The sequence below is a fragment of the Arthrobacter sp. efr-133-TYG-118 genome, from assembly GCF_030209755.1.
Taxonomy (GTDB): domain Bacteria; phylum Actinomycetota; class Actinomycetes; order Actinomycetales; family Micrococcaceae; genus Arthrobacter.
This window is the reverse complement of record NZ_JARVRH010000005.1, coordinates 17,305-33,954: the sequence shown is the minus strand read 5'-3', so window position 1 is coordinate 33,954 and position 16,650 is coordinate 17,305. Positions and strand designations below refer to the sequence as shown.

The following is a 16,650-nucleotide window of genomic DNA, read 5'->3' as shown; positions in this document are numbered from 1 at the left end:
GAAATCTGTTCGTTGCTGTCGGATTCGTCTCAGACGCGTTTTCAGCTACTGAGACCCGCGAGGGAGTCCTTGGCGGCGGAGGCGACTGCTTCTGCCGTGATGCCGAACTCCTTGAAGAGGCGCTTGTAGTCTGCCGAGGCGCCGAAGTGCTCGAGGCTGATGGAGCGTCCGGCGTCGCCGACGAATTCCTTCCAGCCCAGTGCCAGGCCGGCTTCGACCGAGACGCGGGCCTTGACGGCGGCCGGGAGGACGGACTCGCGGTAGGCGGAGTCCTGCTTGTTGAACCACTCGACGCACGGCATCGAGACGACGCGGGTGGCGATGCCTTCGGCCTGGAGCGCTTCGCGGGCGTTCACCGCGAGCTGGACCTCGGAACCGGTGCCGATCAGGATGACGTCGGCCGGGACCGTGGCGCCGTCCTTCGAAGCCTCTGCCAGGACGTAGCCGCCCTTTGCGACGCCTGCGGTGGAGCCGAAGGTGTCACCCTCGGCAATGCCCTCGCCGCGTGCGTAGGTCGGGATGTTCTGGCGGGTCAGCACGATGCCTGCCGGGTTCTCGTGGTTCTCCAGCATGGTCTTCCACGCTGCGGCAACCTCGTTGGCGTCGCCGGGACGGACAACGTCCAGGCCCGGGATGGCGCGCAGGGTGGACAGCTGTTCCACCGGCTGGTGGGTGGGGCCGTCTTCGCCCAGGCCGATGGAATCGTGGGTCCAGACGTATAGCGACGGGACACCCATGAGGGCGCCAAGGCGGATCGCGGGACGCTGGTAGTCACTGAAGATCAGGAACGTGCCGGAGAACGCCCGGGTCCGGCCGTGCAGCGAGATGCCGTTCACGATCGACGCCGCGGCGTGCTCGCGGATACCGAAGTGCAGCACCCGGCCGTAGGGGTTGCCCTTCCAGGCGCCGGTGGAGCGCGAGGCCGGAATGAACGACGGCGAACCCTCGATGGTGGTGTTGTTGGACTCGGCGAGGTCGGCCGAGCCGCCCCACAGTTCCGGAAGGACCGGGCCGATCGCGTTCAGGACCTTGCCGGACGCGGCGCGGGTGGAAACTTCCTTGCCTGCTTCGAACACCGGCAGCGCGGCGTCGAGCTCGACAGGAAGCTTCTTGGCCTCGATCCGCTCAAGCAGTGCAGCGCCCTCCGGGTTGGCGGTCTGCCATGCCTCGAAGGATGCCTGCCATTCGCTGCGCTCGGCTGCGCCGCGTTCGACGACGGCACGGGCGTGTGCCAGGACGTCCTCGTCAACCTGGAAGGAACGCTGGGGGTCGAAGCCCAGGACTTCCTTCAGTGCTGCGACTTCCTCGGCGCCGAGGGCGGAACCGTGGATCTTGCCGGTGTTCTGCTTCTTGGGGGCGGGGTAGCCGATGATGGTGCGCAGCGAGATGATGGACGGCTTGGACGTCTCGGCCTTCGCGGCGAGCAGGGCGCTGTAGAGCTCCTGGACGTCTTCGACGTATTCGCCGGTCTTGGTCCAGTCCACGCGCTGGGTGTGCCAGCCGTAGGCTTCGTAGCGCTTGAGCACGTCTTCGGTGAACGCGATGTCGGTGTCGTCTTCGATGGAGATGTGGTTCTCGTCGTAGATCACCACGAGGTTGCCCAGTTCCTGGTGCCCGGCCAGGGAGGAAGCTTCCGAGGTGACGCCTTCCTGGAGGTCGCCGTCGGAGGCGATGACCCAGATGGTGTGGTCGAACGGGCTCTCGCCGGCGGGAGCATCGGCGTCGAACAAGCCGCGTTGGCGGCGCTGCGAGTAGGCGAAGCCCACCGAGGAGGCCAGGCCCTGGCCCAACGGGCCGGTGGTGATCTCGACGCCGGCGGTGTGCTTGTACTCCGGGTGGCCGGGGGTCAGCGAACCCCAGGTGCGCAGGGCCTCAAGGTCCTTCAGCTCCAGGCCGTAGCCGGAAAGGAACAGCTGGATGTACAGGGTCAGCGACGTGTGTCCGGGGGAGAGGACGAACCGGTCACGGCCGATCCAGTCCGGGTGCTTCGGGTCGTGGCGCATCAGCTTCTGGAACAGCAGGTAGGCGGCCGGGGCAAGGCTCATGGCCGTACCCGGGTGACCGTTGCCGACCTTCTCGACGGCGTCAGCGGCCAAAACGCGGACGGTGTCCACGGCGCGCTGGTCCAGGCTTGTCCAAGTCAGTTCTTGCTCTTCCAAATGTGGCACGTAAACCGAGCCCCTCTCTGTGCTGACGGCTGGTGACGGCACATGGCAAGCCTCGGGCACAGGATGGCGCCCGCTGCGAAGTTCCTACCAGCCGTTCACCATTGAAACGTTGATCTATCATCCAGACATGCAAATCTGAGAATACGCTTTCTCGGAAACCTGCGTGAGCTGATCTGCAGACAGCTTAGCCCGGTTCGCCGCCCCGAATGGTGGGAATCTCAAAAAATGGACGCATATTCCGTTTTATGAATCACGTCGACGGCCAAGCGCCGGTGAACTTTCGGAAACAAAGGAAAATTCCGGGTGCCGTGGCGCCGGACAGGCCACGGTATGATATCTGGAGGCCGAAGCGGGGTGCCGCCGCCGCGGGAAACCCGCCTTGACAACACCAGCAAAGAACAGAGTGACTGCCAACGTGAGCACAACAGATACGCCCCTCAATGCTTCCCCGGTTGCGGGGAAGCGCGGAATGTCCCGTAAGTTCAAGGCGTATCTGGCACTGACCAAACCCCGCGTGATCGAGTTGCTGTTGGTCAGCACCTTGCCAACTATGATCTTTGCGCAGCGGGGCTTCCCCTCGATCGGCTTGATTCTGGCCACGTTGGTGGGCGGCGCCTTCGCAGCCGGCAGCGCAGGGGTCTTCAACTGCTACATCGACCGCGATATCGACAAGTTGATGCACCGCACCGAGAAGCGGCCCCTCGTGACGGGCGAAGTCACCCCCCGCGAAGCACTCGTCTTCGCGTGGATCCTTGGAGCCGCCTCCATCTTCATCCTGTGGTTCGGGGCCAACCCGCTGTCGGCGTGGCTCGGCCTCGGTGCGATTGTTTTCTACGTTGTCATCTACACGATGATCCTCAAGCGCCGCACGGCCCAGAACATCGTCTGGGGCGGTGCGGCCGGCTGCTTCCCGGTGCTGATCGCCTGGGCGGCCGTGACAAACACTGTCGAGTGGCCCGCCGTCGTGCTCTTCATGGTGATTTTCCTGTGGACTCCTCCGCACTACTGGCCGCTGTCCATGCGGTACGGCGAGGACTACCGCAACGCCAACGTCCCCATGCTCGGTGCCATCGCCGGCGCCAAGGTGGTTTCCGTCCAGGTGGTCCTCTACGCCTGGGCCATGGTGGTGTGCTCGCTGCTTTTGGTGCCGGTTGGCCGCGCGGGCTGGGTGTACACCATCGCCGCCGTCTTTGCGGGCGCCTGGTTCCTATATGAATCCCACGCCCTCTACAACCGGGCACAGGGCGGGGACGTCTCGAACAAGGGAGCCATGAAGGTCTTCCACGGCTCCATCAGCTACCTGACCCTTCTCTTCATTGCCCTCGCGGTGGACCCGTTCATCGGTTCCCCGATCATCGGCGGCTGACGGCCCCGCTACCGGAGGACGCCCGGGACGCGTGCCCACATCGGGGGCCGCGCCTTCCTGACCCTGTTTGAATTTGGAAGGGCCGCGACACGCCTTGAATAGGGTGTGTCGCGGCTTTTTTCCTGCCAAAGGGGGTCAGGACGGCGCGCTGTTAGGGGCGCTAGAGCTTGGGGCTGAACCGTGCCACATCCGCCGCGTTCGTGGCGGCACTCATGAGCAGCGCGGCACCCAACATATGGGCGCCTACCAGGAGGGCGGGGATGCCGTTGTAGTACTGGGCAAAGCCGATGACCGCCTGCAGGACCGTCACGGCAAGCAGCAGCAGCGCCGCAGTGCGGAACGGGCCGGTGATTCCCTTGCGCAGGACGAAGTAGACGGCGAAGACGGTTCCCGCCGTGATGAGGTACGCCGGCACTGCGTGGATGTGCGAGAAGAGGTCCCAGTCGAGGTCGTTGCGCGGTGCGTTGGCGTCCCCGGCGTGCGGTCCGGCTCCGGTCACCACGACGCCGAGGCACACGGCGACAGCCGAGAAAAATGCGACGGCGGTCATGACGGGGCTCATTGCGCCCGGGATCGGTGCCAACGGCCGTTTCATGAAGCGGCCGGTCCGGTCATATGCGCGGTTGACCAGGAGCGTGGAGAAGACGACCAAGGCCATGGAAACCAGGAAGTGCAGTCCGACAACCCAGGGGTTCAGATTGGACAGCACGGTGATGCCGCCGATGATGGCCTGTGCCGGAATGCTGGCGAGCAGGCCCACCGCCAAGAGGAAAAGGTCGCGACGTTCCTTGCGGAGGTTCCACAGATACACCAGCATCAGGACGGCGATGGCCGCCAAGGCGAACGTCAGCATGCGGTTGCCGAATTCGATGAAGCCGTGGATCCCCATCTCGGGCGTGTTCACGAGGGAACTGCTGGTGCAGCGCGGCCATGTAGGGCAGCCGAGCCCTGAGGATGTCAGCCGGACCGCGCCGCCGGTGACCACCAGGACCACTTGGCCGATCAGGGACAACATCGCCAGCCTGCGAATGATGCTGTTGACTTCCGTGGGGAGCTTGGCGGTCAACTGCTGGATGGACTTCGGGAGGCGGGCAGCCGTGCTCACAGTTTTCTCAATTCTCGGTACTCAATTCACGCTGACGGTTCGGTTCCACAACGGGACGCTCAGTTCCATTTGAACCAGCGGACGGCGGCCGCGCCAGGGACGATTGTCCACAGCAACAGCACAAGAACGTAGGGCAGGGAGACGCTGCCATGGAGGAAAGCGTCCCTGAGTGACTGTCCCAGGGCTCCGGAGGGCAGGAAATGCACGATGTTCTGTGCGAGGTCCGGCAAGCGCTCGGCAGGAACCACGATTCCGCCGAGGGCGCCCAGCAGAATCCAGAGCAGGTTGGTGATGGCGAGGGTTGCCTCCGGCCGCACGGTGCCGGCAACCAGGAGCCCGAGCGCAGTGAACGCTGCAGCACCGAGAACCAGCAGGCCCAGGCCGGGAAGCCAGCCTTCGGGACGCGGATGCCAGCCCAGCAAAGCGGCCACGGCGCCGATCACCAGGACCTGAAGGACCAGGACGGCCAAGACGGCGATGATCTTGCCAGCGATGAGGCCGGTCCGGCCAAGGGGAGTGGTCGAGAGGAAGCGGAGCACGCCGTAGCGGCGGTCGAAGCCCGTGGCAATGCCCTGGCCGGTGAATGCCGTGGACATGGCACACAGTGCGAGAACGCCCGGGGTTGCGATGTCCACGCGATTGGCGCCCAGGCCATCGAGCAGCGGTGTGACGGTGAGTCCCACCAAGGCCAGCAAGGGCATGATCACCGCAAGGATCAGCTGCTCGCCGTTCCGGATCATGGTCAAAGTTTCGTAGCGGCCCTGCAGCAGGATCCTGCGCATCAAGGGCGCGGGTCCGGCGTGGGGTGTGCTGAGGGCGGGGGCTGCGTTGGTCATCGGATGTCCCTTCCGGAAATGTCCAGGAAAACGTCTTCCAAGCTGCGCGCCTCCAAGCGGAGGGACGCCGGCATGATGCCCTTCTCGGCCCACCAGGCCGTGAGCTTCGCCAGATGTTGCGGCGTCAGGGTGCCGGCGATCGCGTAGCTGCCCGCCCGGCTTTCAGTGATGGTCAGTTCGTCGCCGATGGCCGCCGCGATATCCAGGCCGGCCGGGGCGTCAAAGAACAGGGTGCGTTCGGTCACTCCGTCCATGGCCTCGTGGCCGTGGCTCAACAAGTCGGCGACGGTGCCCTCAGCGACATTGCGGCCGGCGTCGATGATGTAGACATAGTCCGCAAGTCTCTGGGCGTCATCCATGAGGTGCGTGGTGAGGATGATGCCCATGCCGGCGTCCCGCAGTTCGGCGATGAGCTCAAAGACGATTTGGCGGGATTGGGGATCGAGTCCCGCGCTGGGCTCGTCCAGGAACAGGACTTCGGGGTTGCCGATCAAGGCAGCCGCAAGCGAGAGCCGTTGCTTTTGGCCGCCGGACAAGCGGCGGACTCCGGTGCGGCTGAAGGTGTCGATGCCCAAACGTTCGACGAGTCCGTCCAAGGGAAGGGGATTCCGGTACATGCCCGCAATGTGCCGAAGCAAGGGAATGGGACGGGCCGACGGCGGGAGGCCGCCGTCCTGCAGCATCACGCCGACGCGAGAACGAAGGTTCGCGCCGGCAGTGTCAGGGTCTTCGCCGAGGAGTTCGATGCGGCCGCCGGTACGCTTTTGAAGGCCTTGCGCGCATTCGAGCGTTGTTGTCTTACCTGCACCGTTGGCACCAAGCAAGGCAGTGATCTGGCCGCGTTCTGCGAACATTGCCAGTCCGCTGACTACCCGGAGCATCTTGCCGTCAAGGGAAGCCAGCGGGCCAACGTCCTTGATGAGTCCATCGATGGTGAGGACAGGGGATTCGGGGGATCGCACCAGTGTATTCTACGTGAAGTAGTAGGGGTGCAGGCGGCAAGGTGCCGCAGGCCAGCCTTGCCTTACTGGATGCACGGACTAAATTACGACATGATTGTGTTGTGTATTCCATGAGGAGTTCTGTTTCCGTGCCCGCAAGGCATAGCGCCGTTGTGCCTGTGCCCGGTGGCGCAGCCGTCGGCGTGGCCGACGCGGAAGACCGCACCCGGGACCGTGTTCTCAACGCGGTGTTGGAGCACGGTCCCGTCAGCGCGGCTGAACTTGGAGACATGCTGGGCTTCACCCCTGCAGCTGTCCGCCGGCATCTGGATCACCTTCAGCGTGCCGGGGTCATCGAGGTAAAACGCGTCGCGAAGGCGGGTGCCGGCGCAGGCCGCCCGGCCCGTCGCTATGTCCTCAGCTCCCAAGGGCAGTCGAAGCTCGGGGATGACTACCTGAATATTGCCAGTTCCGCGTTGCGGCGGCTGCGGGACCTCGCAGGCGAAGAAGCTGTCAGGGACTATGCGGTAGAGCGCTTCGCCGAGATGGAACAGCGCTACGCACCCGAAGTCGACCGGGCGGGTTCCGACATCGCAGCCCGCGCTGTGGCCCTGTCCAAGGCGCTGAGCAGGGACGGATACGTCGCATCGGCTGCGTCGATTGAGACCAAGTCGCCCTTGCCCGCTTCCCTCTCGAGCGTCCAGCTGTGCCAGGGCCATTGCCCCATCCAGCAGCTCGCCGCGGAATTTCCCGTTTTTTGTGACACTGAAACCGAACTGTTTTCCCGTTTGGTCGGCGTCGATGTCCGCAGGCTCTCCACCCTCGCGCAGGGCGGGCATGTCTGCACCACCCACATTCCTACAGGCAGGCCGGCCGCCAAGGAGGCCCTCGGGTTTCCCAAGTTGCGGGCCACGCCCCATGTCGAATCCAACAATCAGTAAGAAAGGCCGTGATGACGGGTCAATTAGCTGAAGGAACAGCAGAGAAAGCGCTAGCTGACGGTGCTGTGATCTCGGAGATTCTGGAGAAGAATCCCGAGCTGCACGGTATCGGCAACTACGAGTACGGATGGGCTGACAAGAACGACGTCGGCGCCAACGCACGCCGTGGTCTCAACGAAGAGGTAGTCCGCGACATTTCGGCCAAGAAGAACGAGCCGCAATGGATGCTGGACCTCCGCCTGAAAGGCTTAAAGTACTTCGACCGCAAGCCCATGCCCACCTGGGGTGCAGACCTCTCCGGCATCGACTTCGACAACATCAAGTACTTCGTGCGCTCCACCGAGAAGCAGGCTGCCACGTGGGAAGACCTCCCCGAGGACATCCGCAACACCTACGAGAAGCTGGGCATCCCGGAAGCCGAGCGCAGCCGCCTCGTGTCCGGCGTGGCCGCGCAGTACGAGTCCGAGGTTGTGTACCACCAGATCCGCGAGGACCTGGAAAAGCAGGGCGTTATCTTCCTGGACACCGACACCGCGCTCCGCGAGCACCCGGAGATCTTCCAGGAGTACTTCGGCACGATCATTCCGGTGGGCGACAACAAGTTCGCGTCGCTGAACACGGCCGTGTGGTCCGGCGGTTCCTTCGTGTACGTCCCCAAGGGCGTCCACGTGGACATCCCGCTGCAGGCCTACTTCCGCATCAACACCGAGAACATGGGTCAATTCGAGCGCACCCTGATCATCGCGGACGAGGACTCCTACGTCCACTACATCGAAGGCTGCACCGCTCCGATCTACACCTCGGACTCGCTGCACTCCGCCGTGGTGGAAATCATCGTGAAGAAGGGCGCCCGCGTCCGTTACACGACCATCCAGAACTGGTCCACCAACGTGTACAACCTGGTCACCAAGCGCGCCATCTGCGAAGAAGGCGCCACCATGGAATGGATCGATGGCAACATCGGCTCCAAGGTGACCATGAAGTACCCGGCTGTCTACCTGGTCGGCGAGCACGCCAAGGGTGAGACCCTGTCCATCGCGTTCGCCGGCGAAGGCCAGCACCAGGACACCGGCTCGAAGATGGTCCACATCGCGCCGAACACCAAGAGCTCCATCATTTCCAAGTCCGTGGCCCGCGGTGGCGGTCGTGCAGCCTACCGGGGCCTGGTCCAGGTCCGCGAAGGCGCCAAGCACTCCGCCAACACGGTGCGTTGCGACGCTTTGTTGGTAGACACCATTTCCCGTTCCGATACCTATCCGTACATCGACATCCGCGAGGATGACGTGGTGATGGGTCACGAGGCCACCGTTTCCCGAGTCAGTGAGGAGCAGCTCTTCTATCTGATGTCCCGCGGTATGCCCGAGGACGAGGCCATGGCCATGATCGTGCGCGGCTTCATTGAGCCGATTGCCCGTGAGTTGCCTATGGAATATGCCCTTGAACTCAACCGCCTGATTGAACTGCAGATGGAAGGATCCGTCGGTTAGCAATGACTGAAATCACTACTGAAAAGGCCCGCATCGGCGCGCCATCGGCACACCCCTTTATTGACGGCTTCACCGAAGAGGGCGAGAACCTCTCACCGGTCAACACCGGCACCAACACATCTTCCACCTCGGAAAAGACGTCGGCACAGGCGCCTTCGGCCGGACCGCTTGCGGGCGCCTCGGCCAAGAGCCACTCCCACGGCGGCGGCGTTGGAATTCCGGACAGTTCGCGCGCAGGTCGACTGACCTCGTACAAGCTGGCTGACTTCAAGCCCCTCACCGGGCTGGAAGAAGACTGGCGCTTCACCCCGCTCAAGCGGCTTCGCGGCCTTCACAACGAGGTCCTCTCCGGTTCGGCACCGTCCGTCGCCGTTACCGCCCCGGAGGGCGTCGTCGTCGAGACTGTGGGGCGGGACGACGTCCGCATCGGCTCGGCAGCCATCCCGGAGGACCGCGTGTCCGCCAACGCTTGGGAGAACTTTACCGAGGCCACCGTGATCACGGTGCCCGCCGAGCTCCAGCTCGACGGCGAAGTGTCCGTCCTGCTGACCGGCACCTCCACTGAAGCTTCCGCCCAGCACATCGTGATCGTGGCAGGCCGCTTCTCGAAGTCCCGGATCGTCCTGGACCACCAGGGCAGTGCGATCGTTTCGGAGAACGTCGAAATCCTCGTCGAAGACGGTGCCGACCTGACGGTCATCTCGCTCCAGGAATGGAACGACGACGCCGTTCACGCATCGTCGCAGCAGGCCAAGCTGGGCCGTGACGCCAAGTTCAAGCACATCGTGGTCAGCCTCGGCGGCGATGTCGTGCGCATGACTCCGTCCACGCGCTTCACGGCTCCCGGCGCGGAAGCCGAGATGTTCGGCCTGTACTTCGCCGACGCCGGCCAGCACCTCGAGCAGCGCCTGTTTGTCGACCACGCCGTTGCCAACTGCAAGTCCCGTGTGCTGTACAAGGGTGCCCTGCAGGGCCGCAACGCACACACCGTGTGGGTGGGCGACGTCCTGATCCGCAAGGAAGCAGAAGGCACCGACTCTTACGAGGCCAACCGCAACCTGGTCCTCACGGACGGTGCACGCGCGGACTCCGTGCCGAACCTGGAAATCGAAACCGGCCTGATCGAGGGTGCCGGCCACGCCAGCGCCACCGGCCGCTTCGATGACGAACACTTGTTCTACCTCATGGCACGCGGCATCCCTGAAGACGTAGCCCGCCGTTTGGTGGTCCGTGGCTTCCTCAACGAGATCATCCAGCAGATCAAGGTACCGGAACTCGAAGAGCGCCTGACCGAAGCTGTTGAGCGCGAGCTCGCCGCGAGCGACAACTAATACAAGCCAAGCAGGGAAAACAGACTATGAGCGAACAGCCACAAGGCGAACTGGTATGCAACGCCAACGAGATCCAGGTCAAGCAGGCGCTGCGCATCCTGATCGATGACTACCCGGTGGCCATCGTCAAGGACTCGATGGGACAGATCCACGCCATCGGCGACACCTGCTCGCATGCCGACATTTCGCTCGCCGAGGGTGAAATCGAAGGCTGCGCGATCGAATGCTGGGGCCACGGCTCCCAGTTCGATCTCCGCACTGGACAGCCCTTGCAGCTCCCTGCCTATGACCCCGTCCCCGTTTTCGCCGTCACCCTCGACGGTGACGACGTCTACGTGGACGTGACCAACGTTGTGAACGGCGCTTCAGTACAGAACTACTGAGCGCCAAGTGCCTAAAGACTTACGAAAGAAAGAAGAGCATGTCTACTCTTGAGATCAAGGACCTGCACGTCAGCATCGAGACGGAGCAGGGCACCAAGGAGATCCTGAAGGGCGTCAGCCTGACGATCAAGACCGGCGAGACCCACGCAATCATGGGCCCCAACGGTTCGGGCAAATCCACCCTGGCGTCCACCATTGCCGGCCACCCGCGCTACAACGTCACGAGGGGCACCATCACGCTCGACGGCGAAGACGTCTTGGCCATGAGCGTTGACCAGCGCGCCCGTGCAGGCGTCTTCCTGGCCATGCAGTACCCCGTAGAGGTTCCGGGCGTCACCATGACCAACTTCCTGCGCACCGCCAAGACGGCAATCGACGGCGAAGCTCCCGCCCTCCGCACCTGGACCAAGGACGTCAAGGCGGCCATGCAGCAGCTGCGTATCGACGCCGACTTCGCACAGCGCAACGTCAACGAGGGCTTCTCCGGCGGCGAGAAGAAGCGCGTGGAGATCCTCCAGCTCGAACTCTTCAAGCCGAAGTTCGCCGTGCTTGACGAGACCGACTCCGGCCTGGACGTCGACGCGCTCAAGGTCGTCTCCGAGGGCGTCAACCGCGCCCACGCCACGGGCAACATGGGTACCTTGCTCATCACCCACTACACCCGTATCCTGCGCTACATCAAGCCGGACTTCGTCCACGTGTTTGTTGATGGCCAGGTTGTCGAAGAGGGCGGCCCTGAACTGGCCGACCGCCTCGAAGAAGAAGGCTACGACCGTTACGCCACGGGCGCCGGCGCAGCCACCATCGCTGCTGCCACAGCAGCACAGGCCTAGTTAGGACTCCCGCCATGACCGAAATCAACGCGGCTCGCACCAGCCTCGAGGACGTCGAGGAGGCGCTCAAGGATGTCATTGACCCGGAACTCGGTGTCAACGTGGTGGACCTTGGGCTGCTCTACGGTCTGAAGTACTCGGAAGAGGACGGCGCCCTGCTCATCGACATGACGTTGACGACGGCTGCCTGCCCGCTGACGGATGTCCTTGAAGAGCAAGTCGGCCAGTCGCTCGACGGCATCGTGGACGATTGGCGCCTCAACTGGGTATGGATGCCGCCGTGGGGCCCCGAGCGGATCACGGACGACGGCAAAGACCAGATGCGGGCCCTCGGCTTCAACATCTAGGATCCCCACCGCTTGCTCAGAATACGACGACGGCCGGTCACCTTCCAGCGAAGGTGGCCGGCCGTCGTCGTGCCCAAAAGGGCGCTGGGCCCACGCCGGCAGGGTTCCCTGGCCGAACTTGTGAGGCGAGGGGGGCCGGTGGGGAGCGATAGGCGTCACAGAAGGTTCTGGGCGTGCGGTACAGGCTAAAATTCGATGATGCCTTTCCTGGACAAACTTCAGCTCTGGGCCGACGAACGCCCCGACGACACTGCGGTCGTCGTTGGCGGTAAACGGCTCAACTGGGCTGGCCTTCGGGACGCCGCAACCTTGCGTCTCGGGGAAACGGGCGCGACGACGGTACTCGCCGAGCCCAATTCCCTGGACTTCGTGGCGGCCTACACGGCCGCTGTGGCCGGCGAGCGGCGCTGCGCCGTGCTCGACCCGTTGTGGCCGCAGCCCATGATCGATGAGGTCGCGCAGAGGATCGGACAAGCCGGGCCCGCCGCCGCCCAGACCTCCGCCGCAGGCCGCCAGCTAGGTGATGGCGACGAGCTGTCCGACGGCCATCCCGACACGACCTTCCTGATCGGCCTGACCTCCGGAACCACGTCCGTACCCAAGGCCTTCACCCGTACACGGCGTTCGTGGCAGGTTTCGTTTGACGCTTCCATCGAATTCTTCGGGCTGGCACCGGAGGACAGGACCCTCGCGCCCGGACCGCTGGCCGCGAGCTTGAACCTGTACGCCCTGTCCGAATGCCTGTACGCCGGAGCGGCCTTCCACACCATGGAGACCTTCGACGTCGGCGATGTCCACGCAGCCATCGCTTACGACGGCATCACCCGCCTGGTCCTGGTGCCCACCATGCTTCGCCTGTTGAGCGAGCGCGGACTGGCCGGAGGCGTGGACGCATCCGGCGTGCGGAGCATCATCTGCGCAGGCTCGAAGCTGGACGCCCGCACCCTCGAAGCCGCCAGGCGTTGGGCGCCCAATGCCGCAATTTTCGAGTACTACGGCGCGTCCGAGCTTAGTTTCGTTTCCGGAACGCGCCTCGCTGCCGGGGAACCGCTCGACGCCGGCGGCACGGGAATCGGCGGACCGTTTCCCGGCGTCGAACTCAAGATCATCGACGACGACGGCGCGGAGGTGCTCGACGGGACCGACGGGAACATCTGCGTCCGCTCCGGCATGGTCAGCAATGGGTATTTGTGGGGCGACGACGGCCAGGCGCTCCGGTGCTTTGACGGTTGGTACACGGTGGGGGACCAAGGCTATGTGGACTCCGGTGTCCTGCATATCCTCGGCCGTCGATCCGACATGATCATCACCTCCGGGAGGAACGTCTATCCCCATGAGGTAGAGCTCGCCCTGGCATCGGTCCCCGGGGTCTCGGCGGCGGTCGCCGCCGGAATGCTGGACGAAGTCCGCGGCCAGAAAGTTGTCGCAGGAATCGTTCTGGCCTACGGTTCGGTGACGGCAACCCAAGTCAAGACGGGCCTGGACGGTTTGCTCGCACGGGACAAGCGACCCCAGCGGTATTTCACGCTGTCCGAATTGCCCGTGACGGATCGTGGGAAGGTCAGCCGCCAGATGTTGCTCGACTGGATTGAGAACAACGATCCCCGGGCGAAACCCCTTGCCTAGCCGCGAGCCAGGCACCGGGCTGGACCCTTCGCGCCAGCCGGTGATCATTGCCGCCCTGCGTACACCTATTTGCCGCGCCAACGGTCAACTGAAGTCGCTTCGCGCCGAGGAGCTCCTCTCTCCGGTCCTGCGTTCAGTCCTGACGGCCGCGGGTGTTGCCGGTTCGGACGTCAGCGACGTCGTGATCGGCAATGCGGTGGGCGGAGGCGGAAACCTGGCCCGGTATGCCGCATTGCGAGCGGGACTGCCTGCGGGGGTTCCCGGGCTGACCGTGGACCGGCAGTGCGGTTCCGGACTCGACGCCATCGCCTTGGCGTCCCGGCTCGTAGCCGCGGGCGGTAACGGCGTCTTCCTGGCCGGGGGAGTGGAGAGTATCAGTACTGCCCCGCTGCGTGCCAGGCGAAGTCCAGACCCCGACGGCGAGCCGGACTTCTACGCCCGCGCCACCTTTGTGCCGCCTGAGTTCGGGGACCCGGACATGGGGGTGGCCGCTGAAAATGTGGCGCGGGAATTCTTCATCAGCCGCGAACGACAGGACGATTTCGCCCTCCGGAGCCACCAGCGGGCGGTCGCTGCCACGACGGCGGGCACCTTCGCCCCGGAAATTGTTCCCTTGGAAGCGGGGGGCGCCGTCGTGCAGGCGGATGACGGACCCCGGGCGTCCCTCAGGGCCGGACTCATGGCCCGCTTCCCGCCGGCCTTCGTACCCGGCGGCACCGTGACGGCCGGAAACTCGTGCTTCGACGCTGACGCGGCCTCCGCCGTCGTTATCACTTCACTGGAGCGGGCACGGCAACTTGGTGCCGCCGACGGATTGCTCGTACTGGGTTGCGACACAGCTGGCGTGGACCCGGAACTGCTGGGTATCGGGGCGTCAGTGGCGGCCAAGCGGTTGCTGGCGGAGCTGGAACTTGAACCCGAAAATCTGGACCTCGTGGAATTCAACGAGGCATTCGCTTCGCAGACGCTCGCCTGCCTTGACGCACTGGGAGTGGAACCGGAACGGGCGGACCTCGATGGCGGCGCGCTGGCCTTGGGACACGCCTACGGTGCGTCGGGGGCCGTCCTGGTGACACGGCTACTCGCCCAGGCCCGCAGGATTGCCGAAGTGCAGCCGGGCCGGGAGAGCTTGGCGCTGGCGATGATCAGCATCGCAGGCGGAATGGGCACGGCGGCGATGTTCCAGTACTCACAGTTGACGGGCGATTAGTCTTCGGCGTCGCCCAAGCCGCGCGCGGCCAGGGCGTCGCCGGTCTGCCGCGCATAGGCAACCGTGGTGATGAATACCGGCAAGACCAAGGCGCGGGGATTGCGTTCAAGCCCCCGGGCCCGGGCCGAGTCACGGACATCGGAAAATGCGCCGGCAATGAACGGAAGGCTGCGCAGCATGATGGCGATGGTCAGCGCAAAGCGCTCAGGGTCCGCACCGAAACGCTTGAACGGCTTGGACAGGGCAACCACCCCGTCGAGCAACGCCTGCACCGGAGTGGTGACCGTAAGTACCGACGCTGCGACGACGCAGACAAGCACATTCAGCACAATCCGCGCCGCAACGGGGCCGCCCAGCTGCCACCATTGGACCGCGCCGATCGCAACGAGGATGGGCGTCACGAGCCACGCGGAACTCGCGAGGCGTTTGAGTCCCGCGCCGCTCAGCAGGAAAAGCCCGCACATCACGGCAAGGACCACGGCCGAGACAAGCCAGTCGACAATCAGGAACGATGCCAGCCCGCAGCCGGCAACCAGCAGGAACTTGAGCCACAGGGGCGTGCGGTGCACGATCGAGTTGCCGCGCACATAGTTGGGGATCAGGACCCCGTGGCCCCTCATGTCGCCTGCACCTTGCCCTGCGGGGATTCAGCGGCGACTCGGCGGATTTCGCCGGGCGACGCGGCCCCTGCGCACAGCGCGCGGTAGTGTTCGACGGCGTCGGCTGCTCCGCCGTCGAACACTATCCGCCCGCAATCCACGACCAACGCACGGTCCGCCTCCAGGGCAAGATCGAGATCGTGGGTGGACATGATGATCTGCTGCTCCAGGCCCGCAAGCGTGCGCCTGAGCAGCTCCCGGTTGCGCAGGTCCAGCAGCGTTGAAGGCTCGTCGAGGACCAGCACGGCGGGATTCACCGCGAGGACGGCCGCGAGGGCGAGCAGCTGCCGTTCCCCGCCGGAGAGCTCGTAAATACTCTGATCGGCGAGGTCCAGGATCCCGAAGCGTTGCAATACGGCTTCGGCACGGGCCGCGCGCTCTTTGGAGTTCTTGATGGAACGGCGCAAGGAGAGTTCAACATCTTCCCGCCCGGTCGGCATGACCAACTGCGAGAGGGGATCGGTGAAGACGAAGCCCACCTGGCTGCGGACCTGACGAACGTCCCGCATGCTGTCCGCGCCGTTGACGCTGACGGTACCTTCGCTTGGAGCCACCAGGCCGTTGAGCAAGCGCAGCAGGGTGGACTTTCCCGAGCCGTTGGCCCCGATGACCGCGATGCGTTGCTCTGTGAGTTCCAAGGAGACGTCCTGCAGCAAAGTCTTGGGCGCCGGGCTGCCATCGATGGCGACGCGGACTGAGACGTCGCTGAGAATGATGGTGTTCATGTACTGATTGTTCCTGCTTTATTTGACGCGGCGGACCAGGATGTCCGGGAAGGCCTTGTGGAGCGCGACGGCGATGATCGCCGCAAGGACGTTCTTGATGGTGTCGCCGGGGTAGTAGGGCAGGTCGGCCAGGAATGCCTTGGCGAAGTCGAACTTGCCATTGACCATGAAGCCAAGCACTCCGAGGCCGTGGATGAGGACGATCGTGCTGATCATGGCGGCGGCAAACAGGAACACGGCACGGTGCTTGACGGTCTTGCGGATCACGATCGCTGCCAGCCAGCCGGTGGCGGCCGCCGCCAAGGGAAACGCGATGATGTAGCCGGCCGGCGGTGTGGCCAGGATACCGAGCCCGCTGCGGCCTCCGCTGAAGATCGGCAGTCCCGCGAAACCGAGCAGCGTGTAAAGCCCGACGGCCGCAAAGGCCCGCCCGCCGCCGAGCACGAGGCCAGTCAGGATGACAGTGAGGGTCTGCAGGGTGATCGGCACGCCGAGGGCGCCGACGGGAATGCCCGGAACCAGCGTCGAGGCGGCCACGAGGCCCGCGAATACCGCGATGAGGCCGATGTCCGTAGACGTCCAGCGGGCGCGGGGAGGGGTTCGTGGCGTGGAAGCGGTTTCTGTGCTGCTCATGGTGTGTCCTGTCTGTGCCTGGGGGCGGAATGGATCCCCTCAAACCGACACTACAGAGC

16 protein-coding genes are annotated in these 16,650 nt (G+C 64.6%); 9 read left to right on the top strand and 7 right to left on the bottom strand.

The genetic code is table 11. The features are described from left to right. Positions 1-41 precede the first annotated feature (41 nt). Complete coding sequence (gene tkt, locus QRN59_RS04670) at positions 42-2,159, bottom strand: transketolase (protein ID WP_284981422.1); 2,118 nt, start codon at positions 2,157-2,159, stop codon at positions 42-44. Positions 2,160-2,571: 412 nt separating this feature from the next. On the opposite strand from tkt, the gene QRN59_RS04665 reads away from it, so the two are divergent. Further along, a complete protein-coding gene (locus QRN59_RS04665) occupies positions 2,572-3,534 on the top strand; it encodes a heme o synthase (protein ID WP_284981349.1) in 963 nt (320 codons plus the stop codon). A 160-nt stretch (positions 3,535-3,694) separates the two neighbouring features. Here the strand turns inward: QRN59_RS04665 and QRN59_RS04660 are convergent, their stop codons facing one another. The 3 genes from QRN59_RS04660 to QRN59_RS04650 are packed head-to-tail and all read right to left on the bottom strand — an operon-like array spanning position 3,695 to position 6,437. After that, entirely contained in the window at positions 3,695-4,639 is a 945-nt protein-coding gene (locus tag QRN59_RS04660; protein ID WP_284981348.1) for a COX15/CtaA family protein, read from the bottom strand. 59 nt (positions 4,640-4,698) lie between these two features. Then, positions 4,699-5,475 (bottom strand): ABC transporter permease, encoded by a 777-nt coding sequence (locus QRN59_RS04655; RefSeq protein WP_284981347.1) that lies wholly within the window; start codon positions 5,473-5,475, stop codon positions 4,699-4,701. Then, entirely contained in the window at positions 5,472-6,437 is a 966-nt protein-coding gene (locus QRN59_RS04650; RefSeq protein WP_284981346.1) for an ABC transporter ATP-binding protein, read from the bottom strand. Before QRN59_RS04650 ends, QRN59_RS04655 begins: the two co-directional genes overlap by 4 nt. 101 nt (positions 6,438-6,538) lie before the next feature. Between QRN59_RS04650 and QRN59_RS04645 the strand changes: the two genes are divergently transcribed. The 8 genes from QRN59_RS04645 to QRN59_RS04610 all read left to right on the top strand — a co-directional run bounded on the left by QRN59_RS04645 (position 6,539) and on the right by QRN59_RS04610 (position 14,574). Beyond that, positions 6,539-7,357 carry a helix-turn-helix transcriptional regulator gene (locus QRN59_RS04645; RefSeq protein WP_502871023.1) on the top strand — a complete coding sequence of 273 codons (819 nt, stop codon included), beginning with the start codon at positions 6,539-6,541 and terminating at the stop codon, positions 7,355-7,357. A gap of 11 nt (positions 7,358-7,368) precedes the next feature. Further along, positions 7,369-8,844 (top strand): Fe-S cluster assembly protein SufB, encoded by a 1,476-nt coding sequence (gene sufB, locus QRN59_RS04640; RefSeq protein ID WP_284981344.1) that lies wholly within the window; start codon positions 7,369-7,371, stop codon positions 8,842-8,844. Between the two features lie 2 nt (positions 8,845-8,846). Further along, the gene (sufD, locus tag QRN59_RS04635) at positions 8,847-10,175 is read left to right on the top strand and encodes a Fe-S cluster assembly protein SufD (RefSeq protein WP_284981343.1); all 1,329 of its coding nucleotides are present in this window, start codon (positions 8,847-8,849) and stop codon (positions 10,173-10,175) included. Between the two features lie 26 nt (positions 10,176-10,201). Continuing rightward, a complete protein-coding gene (locus QRN59_RS04630) occupies positions 10,202-10,558 on the top strand; it encodes a non-heme iron oxygenase ferredoxin subunit (RefSeq protein WP_184735328.1) in 357 nt (118 codons plus the stop codon). Positions 10,559-10,596: 38 nt separating this feature from the next. Then, positions 10,597-11,391: a Fe-S cluster assembly ATPase SufC gene (gene sufC, locus QRN59_RS04625; protein WP_284981342.1), complete on the top strand. Its 795-nt coding sequence runs from the start codon at positions 10,597-10,599 to the stop codon at positions 11,389-11,391. A gap of 14 nt (positions 11,392-11,405) precedes the next feature. Continuing rightward, positions 11,406-11,738, top strand: coding sequence for a metal-sulfur cluster assembly factor (locus QRN59_RS04620; RefSeq protein ID WP_059389266.1), 333 nt, complete (start codon positions 11,406-11,408; stop codon positions 11,736-11,738). Positions 11,739-11,936: 198 nt separating this feature from the next. After that, positions 11,937-13,364, top strand: a complete 1,428-nt coding sequence (locus tag QRN59_RS04615; RefSeq protein ID WP_284981341.1) for a class I adenylate-forming enzyme family protein — start codon at positions 11,937-11,939, stop codon at positions 13,362-13,364. After that, positions 13,357-14,574, top strand: coding sequence for a thiolase family protein (locus QRN59_RS04610; protein WP_284981340.1), 1,218 nt, complete (start codon positions 13,357-13,359; stop codon positions 14,572-14,574). The genes QRN59_RS04615 and QRN59_RS04610 overlap by 8 nt, the downstream gene beginning before the upstream one ends. On the opposite strand, the gene QRN59_RS04605 is transcribed toward QRN59_RS04610, so the two are convergent. From QRN59_RS04605 to QRN59_RS04595, 3 genes are read right to left on the bottom strand one after another with little or no spacing between them, the layout of a single operon-like run. Next, positions 14,571-15,194 (bottom strand): energy-coupling factor transporter transmembrane component T family protein, encoded by a 624-nt coding sequence (locus QRN59_RS04605; RefSeq protein WP_284981339.1) that lies wholly within the window; start codon positions 15,192-15,194, stop codon positions 14,571-14,573. The genes QRN59_RS04610 and QRN59_RS04605 overlap by 4 nt on opposite strands. Then, positions 15,191-15,958, bottom strand: coding sequence for an energy-coupling factor ABC transporter ATP-binding protein (locus tag QRN59_RS04600; protein WP_284981338.1), 768 nt, complete (start codon positions 15,956-15,958; stop codon positions 15,191-15,193). Before QRN59_RS04600 ends, QRN59_RS04605 begins: the two co-directional genes overlap by 4 nt. Positions 15,959-15,976: 18 nt before the next feature. Beyond that, positions 15,977-16,591, bottom strand: a complete 615-nt coding sequence (locus QRN59_RS04595; RefSeq protein ID WP_284981337.1) for a biotin transporter BioY — start codon at positions 16,589-16,591, stop codon at positions 15,977-15,979. Positions 16,592-16,650 lie beyond the last annotated feature (59 nt).

Excerpts from the sequence above, each read along its gene's own strand:
- QRN59_RS04655 (WP_284981347.1), bottom strand. The coding sequence starts at position 5,475 with ATGACCAACGCAGCCCCCGCCCTCAGCACACCCCACGCCGGACCCGCG.
- sufB (WP_284981344.1), top strand. The coding sequence starts at position 7,369 with ATGACGGGTCAATTAGCTGAAGGAACAGCAGAGAAAGCGCTAGCTGAC.
- sufD (WP_284981343.1), top strand. The coding sequence starts at position 8,847 with ATGACTGAAATCACTACTGAAAAGGCCCGCATCGGCGCGCCATCGGCA.
- QRN59_RS04630 (WP_184735328.1), top strand. The coding sequence starts at position 10,202 with ATGAGCGAACAGCCACAAGGCGAACTGGTATGCAACGCCAACGAGATC.
- sufC (WP_284981342.1), top strand. The coding sequence starts at position 10,597 with ATGTCTACTCTTGAGATCAAGGACCTGCACGTCAGCATCGAGACGGAG.
- QRN59_RS04620 (WP_059389266.1), top strand. The coding sequence starts at position 11,406 with ATGACCGAAATCAACGCGGCTCGCACCAGCCTCGAGGACGTCGAGGAG.
- QRN59_RS04615 (WP_284981341.1), top strand. The coding sequence starts at position 11,937 with ATGCCTTTCCTGGACAAACTTCAGCTCTGGGCCGACGAACGCCCCGAC.
- QRN59_RS04605 (WP_284981339.1), bottom strand. The coding sequence starts at position 15,194 with ATGAGGGGCCACGGGGTCCTGATCCCCAACTATGTGCGCGGCAACTCG.
- QRN59_RS04600 (WP_284981338.1), bottom strand. The coding sequence starts at position 15,958 with ATGAACACCATCATTCTCAGCGACGTCTCAGTCCGCGTCGCCATCGAT.
- QRN59_RS04595 (WP_284981337.1), bottom strand. The coding sequence starts at position 16,591 with ATGAGCAGCACAGAAACCGCTTCCACGCCACGAACCCCTCCCCGCGCC.